Origin of the sequence: Methylosinus sp. LW3, assembly GCF_000527115.1 — a bacterium.
GTDB lineage: Bacteria > Pseudomonadota > Alphaproteobacteria > Rhizobiales > Beijerinckiaceae > Methylosinus.
Genome location: NZ_AZUO01000003.1, coordinates 192,661 through 206,995, shown reverse-complemented (window position 1 = coordinate 206,995; position 14,335 = coordinate 192,661). Strand labels below are relative to the sequence as shown.

The 14,335-nt window shown below is 64.9% G+C and carries 10 protein-coding genes; 4 read left to right on the top strand and 6 right to left on the bottom strand.

The genetic code is table 11. The annotated features are described in order from the left end of the window. Nucleotides 1-9 precede the first annotated feature (9 nt). A complete protein-coding gene (locus tag METLW3_RS0122435; protein ID WP_157516653.1) occupies nt 10-432 on the bottom strand; it encodes a hypothetical protein in 423 nt (140 codons plus the stop codon). A gap of 212 nt (nt 433-644) precedes the next feature. Between METLW3_RS0122435 and METLW3_RS0122430 the strand changes: the two genes are divergently transcribed. Both METLW3_RS0122430 and METLW3_RS0122425 read left to right on the top strand, forming a co-directional pair. Next, nucleotides 645-1,325: a response regulator transcription factor gene (locus tag METLW3_RS0122430; RefSeq protein ID WP_024881989.1), complete on the top strand. Its 681-nt coding sequence runs from the start codon at nt 645-647 to the stop codon at nt 1,323-1,325. Continuing rightward, complete coding sequence (locus METLW3_RS0122425; RefSeq protein WP_024881988.1) at nt 1,322-2,728, top strand: HAMP domain-containing sensor histidine kinase; 1,407 nt, start codon at nt 1,322-1,324, stop codon at nt 2,726-2,728. The genes METLW3_RS0122430 and METLW3_RS0122425 overlap by 4 nt, the downstream gene beginning before the upstream one ends. A gap of 562 nt (nt 2,729-3,290) precedes the next feature. Here METLW3_RS0122425 and METLW3_RS26285 read toward each other — a convergent pair. After that, complete coding sequence (locus METLW3_RS26285) at nt 3,291-4,619, bottom strand: extracellular solute-binding protein (protein ID WP_024881987.1); 1,329 nt, start codon at nt 4,617-4,619, stop codon at nt 3,291-3,293. Between the two features lie 271 nt (nt 4,620-4,890). Here METLW3_RS26285 and METLW3_RS0122415 point away from each other — a divergent pair, with 271 nt between their 5' ends. After that, the gene (locus METLW3_RS0122415; protein ID WP_024881986.1) at nt 4,891-6,594 is read left to right on the top strand and encodes an NAD(P)H-dependent oxidoreductase subunit E; all 1,704 of its coding nucleotides are present in this window, start codon (nt 4,891-4,893) and stop codon (nt 6,592-6,594) included. A gap of 22 nt (nt 6,595-6,616) precedes the next feature. Then, on the top strand, nt 6,617-9,388 hold the full coding sequence (gene fdhF / locus METLW3_RS0122410; protein ID WP_024881985.1) for a formate dehydrogenase subunit alpha: 2,772 nt from the start codon (nt 6,617-6,619) through the stop codon (nt 9,386-9,388). A 37-nt stretch (nt 9,389-9,425) separates the two neighbouring features. Here the strand turns inward: fdhF and glp are convergent, their stop codons facing one another. Genes glp through METLW3_RS0122390 form a run of 4 tightly spaced genes read right to left on the bottom strand, consistent with a single transcriptional unit; the run spans nt 9,426 to nt 14,317 of the window. Further along, nucleotides 9,426-10,682 carry a gephyrin-like molybdotransferase Glp gene (glp, locus tag METLW3_RS0122405; protein WP_024881984.1) on the bottom strand — a complete coding sequence of 419 codons (1,257 nt, stop codon included), beginning with the start codon at nt 10,680-10,682 and terminating at the stop codon, nt 9,426-9,428. 2 nt (nt 10,683-10,684) lie between these two features. Continuing rightward, entirely contained in the window at nt 10,685-11,233 is a 549-nt protein-coding gene (mobB, locus tag METLW3_RS0122400) for a molybdopterin-guanine dinucleotide biosynthesis protein B (protein ID WP_024881983.1), read from the bottom strand. After that, nucleotides 11,224-13,203 carry a molybdopterin biosynthesis protein gene (locus tag METLW3_RS0122395; RefSeq protein ID WP_024881982.1) on the bottom strand — a complete coding sequence of 660 codons (1,980 nt, stop codon included), beginning with the start codon at nt 13,201-13,203 and terminating at the stop codon, nt 11,224-11,226. Before METLW3_RS0122395 ends, mobB begins: the two co-directional genes overlap by 10 nt. A gap of 16 nt (nt 13,204-13,219) precedes the next feature. Further along, entirely contained in the window at nt 13,220-14,317 is a 1,098-nt protein-coding gene (locus tag METLW3_RS0122390) for a hypothetical protein (RefSeq protein ID WP_024881981.1), read from the bottom strand. Nucleotides 14,318-14,335: the final 18 nt, after the last annotated feature.

The following is a 14,335-nucleotide window of genomic DNA, read 5'->3' as shown; positions in this document are numbered from 1 at the left end:
ACGGGGCGGTCAGGAGAAGGTCGGCGGCGCCTGTGGCGACCAGGATGTCGCAAAGCCGAGCGGACGCTGCGCGCGTGGCGCGCCTGTTTGCCGGATCGACACACGCCGGACGAGCATAGGCGCCGTCGTCGCGACGACGATGCGTGGCGCATCGGGCGCCGTCCCGCTCGAATCGCGTCCATTGCACAGCAGGCAGCATTGCACATGGCGACGATCATGACCGGACGAGCGATCGCCCGCGTCGCCGTCGCAGGAAGGCGCCGGCGACGCGATCACGCGGCTCCAGCCCTCGATCGCCGCCAGCGACGGGAGCGCCCCCGGCTTCAATGAAACCTGAAGCAAGGCGAGCAGAGCGACGAGCAAGGCGTGGATAGCGCGCGCCGAGACCCTGGTTCGGCGCGCGCGTGGCAGGCTGCTCGATCGACTGAACATGGGGCTCCTCGGCCGGGCGCCCCTCGTGAAGGTCAGCGCTGGTTGCCGCCAGACCGTATATCTCTCCGTCTTACACCGATCTGCCGCCACGGACGGCCGCAAAAAAGCCGCCCGCTGTTGCGCCGGCGCCACAGTTCTTCCATCTCCCGTTGAAATCCGTATTCTCGGGGAGCGCCCGACTTTCGTCGTCGGGGTTGTGGGAGGAAACGAGGATGCGGCTCCTCGTCGTCGAAGACGAACCGGATATGGCCCTGCTCATCGGACGACGTCTCGACCGGGCAGGCTTTTCTTGCGACAAGGCGGCTACCATCGGGGAGGCGCTCGAGGCGTTGCGCCAATTCCCCTATGATCTCGTTCTGCTCGACCGGCGCCTGCCCGACGGGGACAGCGCCGCTCATATCGGCGAGATCCGCGCGCTGCGCCCGCGAATCGGCGTGATGATGGTATCTGCCCTCGACGCCAATCGCGACAAGGTCGCGGGCCTCGACGCCGGCGCCGACGACTATGTGACAAAGCCCTTCGACGGGCCGGAGTTTCTCGCGCGCGTGCGCGCCCGCCTACGCCAGGGCGGCGGCGGCGCGCCACTGCCGCCGATCGTCGTCGGATCGCTATCCTTCGACGTGATGGCGCGGCAGGCGTTGGTCCGAGGTCGGCCGTTTCACCTTCACAAGCGCGAATTCGTCCTGCTCGAGGCCTTCATGCGGCGAGCGGACCGCGTCGCGTCGCGAACCGATCTGCTCGAGGACGTCTATGGCGTGAACCACGCGGTTTCTCCCGGCGCGCTGGACACTCTGGTGTCGCGGCTGCGAAAGCATCTCGCGGAAGCCGACGCGGGCGTCGAGATCGATCTTGTGCGCGGACGGGGCTATATTTTGACCGAGGCCGAGGTGTGAGAGCGCCCTCTCTGTCTCGGCGCCTCGTTCTCTATCTCCTCGCAGCGCAGATCGTCGGCGTTGTTCTGACGACGCTGGCGATCGAGCTTTTCGTCGAGGAAGGCGCGCTGCTCATGTTCGAGCGCGACAAAAACGAGCTCGCGGTTCCGAGGACGAACGACATTGTGGCCGGGTCTCTGCGCCGTTCGATGAGCGGCGAATTGTTGATCGACCCTTCGCCGGCTCTGTGCGCCGAGATGGAGCGCGCGCCGAATTTACGCTTCGCCGTATTCGACTGGGACGCGAAAGCGGCGCTGGCCGGCTCGTCTCCGGCGCTCGTCTCCGAACTCGTCATTTTGCGCCGCATCCGCACCACTCACATGCATTTCTCCATCGACGGCGAAGGCTTCGAGGTGGGCAAAGGCCATCTCTCGCTGATGGAGACGCCCCTTGGACGCGTCACCGTTGCGATTTACGGCCATTTGTTCGAGTGGTGGGATCTTCTGCGCACGCTTCAGATCGAGTTCCAGAGCTATCTTCGATATTTCGTTCTCGAGGTTCTCGTCGCCGTCGGCGTCGGATGGCTCGCCTTCAAGCGCGGGCTCGAGCCACTGAAGCGAGTGGCGCGCCAAACGGAGCGAATCGATTTGAACTCACTCCATCAGCGATTGCCGCTCGAAGGCGTTCCGGCGGAAATCTCGTCGCTCGTCGACTCCATGAACGGCGCGCTCGCGCGTCTCGACGAAGGCGCGGAGCGTCAGCGACGCTTCCTGGCCAACGCCGCCCATGAGCTGCGCACGCCCGTCGCCATCCTTCTCGAACGCCTCGACGCGCCGCAGCAGCAAGGGCTGATGACCGATCTGCGCCGCGACGCTTCACGCATCCGCAATATCGTCGAGCAGCTGCTGGCCGGCGCACGTCTCGAAAAGCGCGGAGACGATCTCGAGGAGACGATCGACATCGTCGAGCTTGGCCGCGCGATGGTCGACCTCCATGTGCGGCTCGCGCTCAAGATGCGGCGCAATCTCGAATTTTCGCAAGACGGCGCGAGCATCATCTCGGTCCGCGGCGAGCGGCTCGCGCTGGAGAGCGTCGTCGCCAATCTCATCGGCAATGCTCTGCGCGCGGAGCCGGTCGGCGGTTCCGTGATCGTGGGCGTCGGCCCCGGACCCGAGATCTGCATTATCGATCATGGACCAGGTATCTCTCCCGACGACCGCGCGCTTATTTTCGAGCCCTTCTGGCGCAAGGAAAACACCAGTCCTGGCGCTGGTCTGGGATTGGCGATCGCCAAGGAGTTGATGGACAAGCTGGGAGGACGCATCTGGGTCGAAGACACCCCCGGCGGGGGTGCCACCCTGCGCGTATCGCTTCCGCTCGCGGGGGACGTACCCTGCGAAATGGCCGATCCGCGTGCACGATGACCGTGTCCATAGCGAGCAAATTGAAAAGTTCTGTGGGGAGATCCGGATGCAGGAAAAGGATGCGTCACTCCGCGCGCCTCTCGACACGGCTCGAATTGTGCCGCCGCGGACGGCAAATCGAAATATCGAGCCCCCCGATGCTGGCCATTCTTAAGCTCGGGGACGGCGAGCCAGCGAAGCCCTATCTCTGTTTCAGAAGCGCAACACGGCCAGAGGCGGGACCAGGCGTAACGTCCGCCGAGGAGCCAGCGGACGCCGAGCGACGCCAGATCCCGGAATGTCGGCTATCGGCGTAGCCGGCCGTCGGCCCTACAGGAAGGACAGGACCGCTTCGGGTCACAGTTCCTCCTTCGTCGTCGCGAAGGAGGAACTCGCGCCTTAAGCCGTCACTCGTCGCGGACGACCAGAGGGGCCGCTTTCCCTGGAGTTCGCGGACATTCGTCGCGTCGGATCGCCTGAACACAGACGTTCGAGCGCTACGCGGGCGCGACTATGAAGTTTATCCTCGCCGACATATCGGCGCGCTAGAGTGCGCTGCCCCATCAAGATGGGATGTTATTATTCAACCGGGCAATGGGGCGTGCAGCAACGCCATCGCTGTCGCTCTCGAAGCGGCGAGCTCGGCGTTCCATCGCTCCAGAATCTCCGCATCCGGCGCATCGCGACCTGCGAATTGCGCGAGATATTCCGCACGATCGGCTTGGCGAGTGGAAACAGGAACCGAACCGGCGAGGCGACGCGCCTCGGCGATTCGCTCAGCTTCTCTTCCTGTCGCATTGCCGAGCCGAGTCTCTGCGTCATGGATAGACCGCCAGAGCGACGTCACCTCGGCATGGCGCGTCGCGAAGGCGATGTCGAATAGCGCACGAACGATCCCCGGCCGATGGCGCCCGAGGTCGAAGTCATAGTCGAAAATATTCTCGCTGCGCAGGTCGAAAGGATTGATGAGAGCCTCGCTCCCGGTCCGACGATAGGCGTCGGGACGCGCCGGATGCCGTACGCTGTCCGCTTCCAGCAATATTTTCTGTCCGTCGCAGGAGAGGACGAAGTCGACGAAGGCCTTCGCCGTATCGAATTTCCGGGTCGACGAGGTGACGGCGATATTGCTCGGCAGAAATGCGGTGCGCGCTGGATAAGCGAAGGCGATCGGCGCGCCATTGGCGCGAGCCGAGAGCGCCAGGAAATCGATCGTCAGTCCGATCGGCGCTTCGCTCTCCTCGACCGAGGCGGTGGGGCCGCGCCCGTGCGCAACGAGGCGAGCATTGGCGACGAGCTCGCTCACGATCGCCCAGCCGCGCTCCCAGCCCTCTGCTTGCAAGATGACGTCATATAAAGCCGGCGCAAATCCGACCTTGCTCGGAATGGGAGCGACGATTTGGTCGGCAAAAATAGGCGAGGCGAGATCGCCCCAGCTTTTCGGCTCGGGCAGGCCGCGCTCCCGAAGCAGAGACGGATTGAGCGCGAAGCCGTAGCCTGCGAGGTCGTAGGCCTCGTACGTCCCGGACGGATCCGATAGCGGCTGATTGCCGACGCGCCCCGGCAGGACCGCGCGATCGACGGCGATCGGGCGGAGCGCTCCCTGATCACGTAGAAGGGGGAAGTTGGGGGAAGGCGCCCAATAGACGTCGACGCCTCCCTGGTCTGGTCCACTCAACAGAGCGAGAGCGTCGCGTGAGTGCTTCCAGACGAATTGGACATGGGCGTCCGGGTATCGTCGTTCGAACTCCCGCTCGTATCGCGTCGTGAGCTCTTCGGGAAAGCTGGTCAGCACGACGAGGGGAGCAGTATCGGCGCGCGCCCGCGGCGACAGGCCGCAAGTGAGAGCGAACGCCGCGGGCGCAGCGCCGATGAGCAAGCTCCGGCGCGTCGGGGAGGAGGAGAACAACGCCATGGGAGCCTCGCTATATGTTCAATTTACATTGTTATAGAGATATTGCAGCGCAGCATTGAAAGTCAATATAGACAGAGGTGGTGAAAATAGGCGGATGGCGCCGATTCTAACGGCGGCCGCCCAAAAAACTTGCTAAGCCTCGACATGTAATGCGTGTATATAGATCTCCAATCGGCCGCTCTCCGCGGAGGCTTCGCTGCGACCGTACGACCATCGATTGCGGAAGAGCGGCCGAGAGCGATGCTCTCAATTTCGAAAAAGGGCTAACGGCGTGAGCAAGCATGACGTCCATGACGTTCTCAAATTCGAGCATCCCGGCGCGGGGCGTCGCCGGGGCCGCGCGACGCCGAAGGGTCGTCAGATCGACCCCGACGCCGCGCATGAGATCGCCGAGCTGCTGGGCGACAGATCGCGCCAGCGCGATCTTCTGATCGAATATCTGCATCTCATTCAGGATCGCTATCAGCAGATTTCCGCCGCGCATCTCGCCAGCCTCGCCGATGAGATGGGCCTCTCCTTCGCCGAAGTTTTCGAGACGGCGACCTTCTATGCGCATTTCGACGTGGTGAAGGAGGGCGATCCGAAAATTCCGTCGATCACCATCCGGGTCTGCGAGTCGGTCTCCTGCATGATTCACGGCTCGGAGCGGCTGTTCGCCGAATTGCAGGCGAAGGCTGGCCCAGATATTCGCGTCGTGCGCGCGCCATGCGTCGGCCGCTGCGACACGGCGCCGGTCGCCGAGGTCGGTCATTATTTCGTCGATGCGGCGAAGACCGAGACAGTGCTGCACGCGGCCGAGCATGGCCACACCCATCCCGATATTCCCGACTACATCGGCTATGACGCCTATGTCGCGGCGGGCGGCTATGCGCTGTTGGCGAAAATCCGTACGGGCGAATTCAGTGTCGATACGGTCCTCGACGGCCTCGATCATTCGGGTCTGCGCGGCCTTGGCGGCGCCGGTTTTCCGACAGGCCGCAAATGGCGGTCGGTGAGGGCCGAGAAGGGTCCGCGCCTCATGTGCGTCAATGGCGACGAGGGCGAACCGGGCACATTCAAGGATCGCTATTATCTCGAGCGCGATCCGCATCGTTTCCTCGAAGGCATGCTGATCGGCGCGCATGTCGTCGACGTCACCGACGTCTACATCTATCTGCGCGATGAGTATCCTGCGATCCACGAGATTCTGCGGCGCGAGATCGCGAAGCTTCCGACGGGCGGCGCGCGAGTGCATCTGCGCCGCGGCGCCGGCGCCTATATTTGCGGCGAGGAATCCTCGCTCATCGAGAGCGTCGAAGGCAAGCGCGGGCTGCCGCGGCAAAAGCCGCCTTTTCCGTTCCAGGTCGGCCTTTTCGGCCGTCCGACGCTCATCAACAATGTCGAGACGCTCTATTGGATGCGCGACATTCTGGAGAAGGGCGCCGATTGGTGGGCGAGCCAGGGCCGCAACGGCTCCAAGGGCCTGCGCAGCTATTCCGTCTCCGGCCGCGTCAAGGAGCCGGGCATGAAGCTCGCGCCCGCCGGCCTCACCATTCGCGAGCTCATCGACGAATGCTGCGGCGGCGTGGCCGAGGGCCATCGCTTCGCGGCCTATCTGCCGGGCGGCGCCTCGGGCGGCATTCTGCCGGCCTCCATGGGGGATATCCCGCTCGATTTCGGCAAGCTCGAGGAATATGGCTGCTTCATCGGCTCCGCCGCCGTCGTCGTGCTCTCCGACAAGGACGACATACGCGACGTGTCGATCAATCTCATGCGCTTCTTCGAGGACGAGAGCTGCGGGCAATGCACGCCCTGCCGCGTCGGCACGGCGAAGGCCGTGAAGCTGATGGAGCGCCCGATATGGGACGAGGCGCTGCTCGCCGAATTGTCTCAGACGATGCGGGATGCCTCGATCTGCGGCCTGGGGCAGGCCGCCTCCAATCCTCTGATGAGCGTGATCCGCTATTTCGGGCCCACGCGGCAGGCGGCCGAGTGAGCGATCTTTTCGGATGGAAGCGATGACCGACAAAATTTCTTTCGAGCTCGACGGCCAGACGGTCGAAGCCGCGCCCGGCGAGACGATCTGGCAGGTGGCCAAGCGGGTCGGAACGGAAATCCCGCATCTTTGCTTCTCGCCCGAGCCCGATTATCGCCCGGACGGCAATTGCCGCGCCTGCATGGTCGAGATCAAAGGGGAGCGCGTGCTCGCGGCCTCCTGTATGCGCAAGCCGACCGCGGGATTGAAGGTGGAGACGCAGAGCGCCCGCGCCGTCACGGCGCGTAAGATGGTGATGGAGCTGATCGTCGCCGATCAGCCGCCGCGTGAGACGACGCATGATCCTTCATCCAAGCTCTGGATCTGGGCGGAGAAGAGCGGCGTGACGACGAGCCGTTTCCCCGCGGCGGAGCGCTGGGAGGGAGATGCGAGCCATCCCGCCATGCGCGTCAATCTCGACGCCTGCATCCAATGCGGCCTCTGCGTGCGCGGATGCCGCGAGATACAGGTCAATGATGTGATCGGCGTCGCCTATCGCAATCATCATTCGAAGATCGTCTTCGATTTCGACGATCCGATGGGCGAATCCACCTGCGTCGCTTGCGGCGAATGCGTGCAGGCCTGCCCGACCGGCGCATTGATGCCGGCGGCGCTGATCGACGACGCCACGCAGCAGCGCAAGTTCCATCCCGACCGCACGGTCGATTCGCTCTGTCCCTTCTGCGGCGTCGGCTGTCAGGTCTCCTATCAGGTCAAGGACGATCGCATCGTCTATGCCGAGGGCAAGAACGGCCCGGCGAACCATAATCGCCTCTGCGTGAAGGGGCGCTTCGGCTTCGATTACATTCATCACCCGCATCGCCTGACCAAGCCGCTCATTCGTCTGCCGAACACACCGAAGAGCGCGGACGCTCAGGTGGACCCGGCCAATCCCTTCACCCATTTCCGCGAGGCGAGCTGGGAAGAGGCGCTGGAAGCGGCGGCGGCAGGACTCGCCCGCGTGCGCGATGCGCATGGCTCGAAAGCGCTCGCCGGCTTCGGCTCGGCCAAGGGCTCGAATGAAGAGGCCTATCTGTTCCAAAAGCTCGTGCGCACGGGATTCGGCTCCAACAACGTCGATCACTGCACGCGCCTCTGCCACGCCTCCTCCGTCGCCGCGCTGATTGAGGGACTGAACTCCGGCGCGACGACGGCGCCCTTCATAGCGGCGCTCGACGCCGAGCTCATCGTCGTCATCGGCTCTAATCCGACGAGCAATCATCCGGTCGCCGCGAGCTTCATCAAAAATGCGGCGAAGCGCGGCGCCAAGCTCGTGGTCATGGACCCGCGCCGCCAGCCCTTGTCGCGCCACGCATGGAAGCATCTTTCGTTCAAGCCCGGCGCGGATGTGGCGTTGCTCAACGCGATGCTGCATACGATCATCACGGAAGGCCTGACCGACGAGCAATATATCGCCGGCTACACGGAAAATTACGAGGAGCTGCGCCAGCGCATCGTCGATTTTCCGCCCGAGAAGATGCAGGATGTTTGCGGGATCGACGCGCAAACCATCAAGGAGGTGGCGCGCGCTTATGCGACCTCGCGTTCCTCCATCATCTTCTGGGGCATGGGCGTCAGCCAGCATGTCCACGGAACGGACAATGTGCGCTGCCTGATCGCGCTGGCGCTCGTCACTGGACAGGTCGGCCGGTCCGGGACCGGCCTGCATCCGCTGCGCGGCCAGAACAATGTGCAGGGCGCGTCGGATGCGGGCATCATCCCGATGGTCTATCCGGATTATCAATCGGTCGAGAAGGCCGAGGTGCGCGAATTCTTCGAGGAGCTCTGGGGGCAAAAGCTCGATCCCAAGCGCGGGCTGACCGTCGTCGAGATCATGAATGCGATTCACGCCGATGAAATCCGCGGCATGTATATCGAGGGCGAGAATCCGGCGATGTCTGACCCGGACCTCAATCATGCCCGCGCCGCGCTCGCCAAGCTCGAGCATCTCGTCGTGCAGGACCTCTTTGTCACGGAGACGGCCTTCCACGCCGACGTCATTCTTCCGGCTTCCGCCTTCGCCGAAAAGACGGGGACCTTCACCAATACGGATCGTCGCGTCCAGATGGCGCGCGCGGTGGTGCCGCCGCCGGGCGACGCGCGTCAGGACTGGTGGATCATTCAGGAGGTGGCGAAGCGCCTCGGCTGCGACTGGAGCTATTCCGGCCCCTCGGAGATTTTCGCCGAAATGGCGAGGACGATGCCGTCGCTGAATAATATTACCTGGGAGCGGCTGGAGCGCGAGGGCGCCGTGACCTATCCGGTCGATGCGCCGGATCAGCCCGGCAATGAGATCATCTTTGCATCAGGCTTTCCGACGGCGAGCGGGCGCGGCAAGATCGTGCCAGCCAATGTGTCGCCGCCGGACGAATTGCCGGATGCAGACTATCCGATGGTGTTGTCGACGGGCCGCGTGCTCGAGCATTGGCACACGGGCTCGATGACGCGCCGCGCCGGCACGCTGGACGAGATCGAGCCCGAGGCGACCGCGTTCATGACGCCCAAGGACATGCGGCGGATGGGGCTCGCAGCCGGAGACTTCATCCTGCTGGAGACGCGCCGAGGCGCGATCGAGGTCAAGGTGCGCGCCGACCGCGATGTGCCGGAGAACTTCGTTTTCATGCCCTTCTGCTATGCGGAAGCGGCCGCCAATCTGCTGACCAATCCGGCGCTCGATCCCTTCGGCAAGATTCCGGAGTTCAAATTCTGCGCGGCGCGGGTTCGGCCGGCGTTGGCGCAGAACGCCGCAGAGTAAGGCGACGCCCGCGGACGTTTCACGAAGCGTCCGCGGATTACCTCAAAAGCGCATAATCGACGAAGGCGACCTTGTCGCCCGGGGCGACGCGCTCGACATCCTCCGCCAATTCGACGAAGCCATGCGTCCGCGTGAGCGACGTCAGCACGGCCGCGCCCTCGACCGGATATTTCTCGGCGATCGTATCGCCCGTCGCGTCGTCGCGGAGCGACACGCGCACATATTCGCGCCGCCCTTTCTTTTTCTTATATTTGAAGCCGGATGTGACCGCGAGCCTGCGCGCCGGCTCGAATGCGGCGCCTAAGAGAGCCGCGATCAGCGGCCTCACGACATGAACGAAAGTGACGAAGACGGCGACGGGGTTTCCGGGCAGGCCGACGAAAGGCGTTCCGCCGATCACGCCCATGGCGACGGGGCGACCGGGCTTGATGGCGAGACGCCAGAAGGCGAGCGAATCCTCCGCGCCGATCGCCTTCTTCACATGGTCTTCTTCTCCGACCGACACGCCGCCCGAGGTCAATACGAGATCGTGCGTCGCCGCCGCCTCGTGCAAGGCTCTGCTGATGATGTCGGGATCGTCGGCGAGCACGCCGAGATCGTCGACCTCGACGCCGAGGCGCCCGAGCAGCGCATGCAGCAGAAAACGGTTCGCGTCGTAGATCGCCGCCGGACGCAATGGCTCGCCAGGGGAAAGCACTTCGTCTCCGGTGGAAAAAATCGCCGCACGTAAGCGCCGCCGAACGGGAAGATGCGCGACGCCGAGCGCGGCGGCGAGGCCTATGTCTTCCGGTGTGAGGCGCCGGCCCTTCGGCAAGGCCGGATCACCGGCGCTTATGTCTTCGCCGCGCAGGCGCCGGTTGGCGCCGAGCGTGAGGCCCGGGGGCAGCGCGACGGAACCGTCCTCCAGCAGACGGCAATCCTCCTGCATGAAGATGGTGTCCAGTCCTTCCGGCATGGACGCGCCGGTGAAGATGCGCACGGCGGCGGCGCTCTCCAACGCCGGCTCCGGCGCATGTCCCGCCGCCACGCGGCTGCCGACCGGGAGGATGGTCTCGGCGCCCGGCGTCAGATCGCCGAAGCGAACCGCATAACCGTCGACGGCCGAATTGTCGAAGCGAGGCAAATCGATCGGCGCGACGAGCGCCTCGGCGAGAACGCGCCCCTCGGCGGCAAAGAGCGAAACACTCTCGAGTCCCTCGACGCATGGGATGCGCGCGAGTAGGAGCGCGACCGCGTCATCGACGCGCATCGGCTTCTCGCCGGCCGAAAAACTGTCCTTGCCGAGCTGCGCCATGTCTAATCCTTCTCGGAATCAAAGCTCGCATACGCTGTTTCGAGCGTCGCTATGGTCTCGTCTATCGGGCGAGCGTGCGCGTCGATCAGATCTGCTATTCTCTCGACATCGTCGAGCGAGGCGTGAGGAAGCGCGCCTTCCGCCAGATCGCTCGCCAGCGCCACGATCGTCTCGTCATTGGGATGGAGAAAGGGCTTGCCATTGGCGGCGCGATGAACCTCGATCTTGATATGCGGATCGGTCTTGAAGCCCTCGACCAGAACCAGGTCGACGGGGGCGAGCATCCGCAACAGATCGGCGAGACGCGGCTCCGGGGCGCCGCGCAATTCGTGCATCAGGACGAAGCGATTGGAGGATGAGACCAGCACCTCCGTCGCGCCCGCCTCGCGATGCAGCCACGAGTCCTTGCCCGGCTTGTCGACGTCGAAATTGTGATGCGCGTGCTTGAGCGTCGAGACGGTGAGGCCGCGCTCGCGTAGAAGCGGAACCAGTTTCACGATGAGCGTGGTCTTTCCTGCGCCGCTCCAGCCGGCGAAGCCGATCACGCGCATGGCGTCTCGCTTTCTTTCGGCGCGCCGGCGGTGAAGCCCATGCCGCCCAACTCCCTCCGCACATCCTCTCGGCCGAGCGCCTCGATGAAGGCGCGAACGGCGGGGACCTCGCACCGCGAAAGCGGGATCACGAAGTCATAATGCTCCTCGCCGATCGGGAGAAAACTCAATCCATAGGCGCGCGCCACGGGCTCGATCGCGACCCCCCAATCGGCGCGCTGCTGCGCGACCGCCGCCGCCACGGCATTGTGTGAGCTCGGCTGATTCCAATAACCATTCGGACGCGCGGCGCCGATTAGTCGATCGATCATGATACGCGTGCCGGAGCCCTGATTACGATTGACCATGAGGCAGGTGGGATCGGCCAGCGCCGCAGAGATCGCCGCCTCGACGGCGCGGCCTTCGAAGCGGGCGTCGCCGGCGCGAAAGACGAGGCCTTGCATGCGGCGCCATCCTCGAACCAAGCGCTGCTCCGGTCCGAGGAAGGGCGCATTGTAGACCCCGGTCTTCTCGTCCATCAGATGGATCGGCGCAATGTCGCATTCGTTCCGCCGTGCGGCCGCGAGCCCGCCCATGCTGCCGATCGCGACGACGCGAACGGCTATTCCCGCCTCGGCCAGCGCGTCGATGATGATTTCGAGCCCGATGCAATGCGAGCCCATGATCACGAGATCGGGGACGCGCAGCTCTGGATCGAACAGCGTCACCTGCATGCGCGCGCCGGCTTCGAGATGATCGGCCAGCGCGTCGATCCTCAGAAATCCGTCGGCGCGGGCGAAGCCGGAAACGGCTCCCGATCCCTTGCCCAAGGGAAAGGCTTTCAGCCCGTCCTCGCGCTGCGTCAACGCCACCATCACGAACTCGGTCCGACCGAGGTCGGAGAGGATCGGAAATGGAGTCGTCGCCTCGACCGAGGCGTCGAGACGCGCGCCGAGCCCGCTCATCGCGCGAATGACCGGCGCGACGAAATCATGGAAGGTGAACATGGCCGAGGTCGGGAACCCCGGCAATATGACGACGGGCTTGCCATCGACGACGGCGAGGCACAGCGGCTTTCCCGGCTTCAAGGCGACGCCATGGGCGATTATTCCCGGCTCGCCGAGCCGCGCCACGACGCGATAGGTCAAATCTCCCGCGCTTTTCGACGTGCCGCCCGACAGAATGACGCCGTCGCATCGTGCGAGCGCATCTCGCAGAGCCGCCTCCAGCGCCGCCTCATCGTCGCCTATGGCGCCGAGAACGATGGGCGCGCCGCCGTTCTCCTGCACCGCCGCGGCGACGATCGGCGCGTTGGAGTCATAGATCGCCGCTGGGCGCAGCGGCTCGCCCGGCTGGACGAGCTCGTCGCCGGTCGAGAGGATCGCGACGCGCGGCCTGCGATAGACTGCGACGCTGGCGACGCCGCAGGCCGCCATCATGCCGATCTCGCGGGAGCCGATCCGGCATCCGCGCCGCAGCAGCGTTTCGCCGCGCGCGATATCGGCGCCGGCGAAGCCGATGTTCTGCCCCGGCGCCAGCGCACGACGGATTAGAACGTCGTCGGCCTCGCCCGGATCGCTGTGCTCCACCATGCAAACGGCGTCGGCGCCGCGCGGCAGAGGGCCGCCCGTCGCGATCGGCGTCGCGGAGCTTGCCGCGACTTCGAGGCGTGGAGCGGTTCCGCAGGCGATCGATTCTGGATTGAGCGCGAGGCAAATCGGCGCCTGCTCGCTCGCGCTCGTGACGTCGCCGGCTCGAACGGCGAAGCCATCGACCAGCGCCCTATCGAAAGGCGGAACGTCGATCGGCGAACGAAGCGTTTGCGACGTCACGCGGCCGAGACTTTCGCCGAGCGAGACGGTCTCTTCGCCGAGCGGCCGCATGGCGAGGCAGGCGTAGAAGCGCCGCATCGCCTCCTCGCGCGAGAGCACGGTGAGGAATTGCTCTTGCGTCACTGCCGAGATGTCGCGATGGTCGTCGGTCTTGCTCATGCGCTTCGAGCCGATCTCACAAGAATTGCCCGGTCACGATCTCACCGGCCGCGAAACCTTCGGACTGGGCGTCCACGAGCAGCCAAGCGTCGGCATTGGCGATCGCCGAATAGGGGATGTCCCCCGTTGCCAAAGGCTCCCACCGAGCGCCCGTCTTTGCCTCGCCGTCCAGGCGGCGCAGCAATGTCAATTCGCTGACCCCCGGCGCGGATACGATCTTTCGAGTCGAAGGCAAGCTGGCGGTCCCGTCGCGAGATGTGGCGCCGGCGAGCCGGCGCAGGCACGGGCGGATAAGCAAGAGCCAAGCCGCCAAAGCGGACTCGAGACGCGCGCCGACGAAGATGGTCGCCGTCTCGGATGAGTGGGGCGCTCCCGGCGACTCTCGAACCGCGCAACCCGTCATCTCTCCCGGACGCATCGCGATGCACGAGAACAGCGTTCTCTCCTGTCGCTGCGCGCGATCGCGCCATTCGCTCGGATCGACGACGAGGATGATATCTGCCATCTCCAAAGGGTCGGCTCGCGCAGCCGTGTCGATCATGGCGCAGTCGGCGCCCTCTTGCTTCGCGAGATCCGCGAGCCAATCGCCGACGACGCCGGCCCCGACGATCATTACGCGCGGAATGCGCACGAGCGCGTCACTGATCTCAGCGATTTTCAGGAGAGCAATATGTCGCTCGTCCAGTCGGGTTCCCGCGGTGGCGATAATCTCTCCGCGACGCAAATCATTTCCGGCGGCGCGCATGCCTTCGCCCCGTGCGATCGCTCCCCAAATCTCGAAAGCGCCGGACTGGTCCGACGCCTTTGGTAATGGAAGAACCGCGTCGGCGAAATCGGGCAGCGTTTCCCCGATACTGACGCGCCGAGGAACCGTGCTCGAAATTCCCGGCGCATAGGGCGAAGCGCCGAGCGTGTCATCCGCCTTGATCGCCCATCCGTCGTCGAGGGCCTGGTGAAAAGCCGGTATCGCCGCCGGCGCTTCGATGTCTGCCGCCGCGACCCGATGAAGCGCGGCCGCAGTCTCGACGCGTCGCGGCGTCACTGCGCGCGTCGTGGCGGCGACCAGTGAAACGGCCTGCTCCAGCGACTGTCGACCCGGCTGTGCGTGGTCCATGGGACCCCATTCGATAGG

What these genes read in the sequence shown, in the direction of transcription:
- METLW3_RS0122435 (WP_157516653.1), bottom strand. Translation starts at nt 432, where the DNA reads ATGTTCAGTCGATCGAGCAGCCTGCCACGCGCGCGCCGAACCAGGGTC.
- METLW3_RS0122430 (WP_024881989.1), top strand. Translation starts at nt 645, where the DNA reads ATGCGGCTCCTCGTCGTCGAAGACGAACCGGATATGGCCCTGCTCATC.
- METLW3_RS26285 (WP_024881987.1), bottom strand. Translation starts at nt 4,619, where the DNA reads ATGGCGTTGTTCTCCTCCTCCCCGACGCGCCGGAGCTTGCTCATCGGC.
- fdhF (WP_024881985.1), top strand. Translation starts at nt 6,617, where the DNA reads ATGACCGACAAAATTTCTTTCGAGCTCGACGGCCAGACGGTCGAAGCC.
- glp (WP_024881984.1), bottom strand. Translation starts at nt 10,682, where the DNA reads ATGGCGCAGCTCGGCAAGGACAGTTTTTCGGCCGGCGAGAAGCCGATG.
- mobB (WP_024881983.1), bottom strand. Translation starts at nt 11,233, where the DNA reads ATGCGCGTGATCGGCTTCGCCGGCTGGAGCGGCGCAGGAAAGACCACG.
- METLW3_RS0122395 (WP_024881982.1), bottom strand. Translation starts at nt 13,203, where the DNA reads ATGAGCAAGACCGACGACCATCGCGACATCTCGGCAGTGACGCAAGAG.
- METLW3_RS0122390 (WP_024881981.1), bottom strand. Translation starts at nt 14,317, where the DNA reads ATGGACCACGCACAGCCGGGTCGACAGTCGCTGGAGCAGGCCGTTTCA.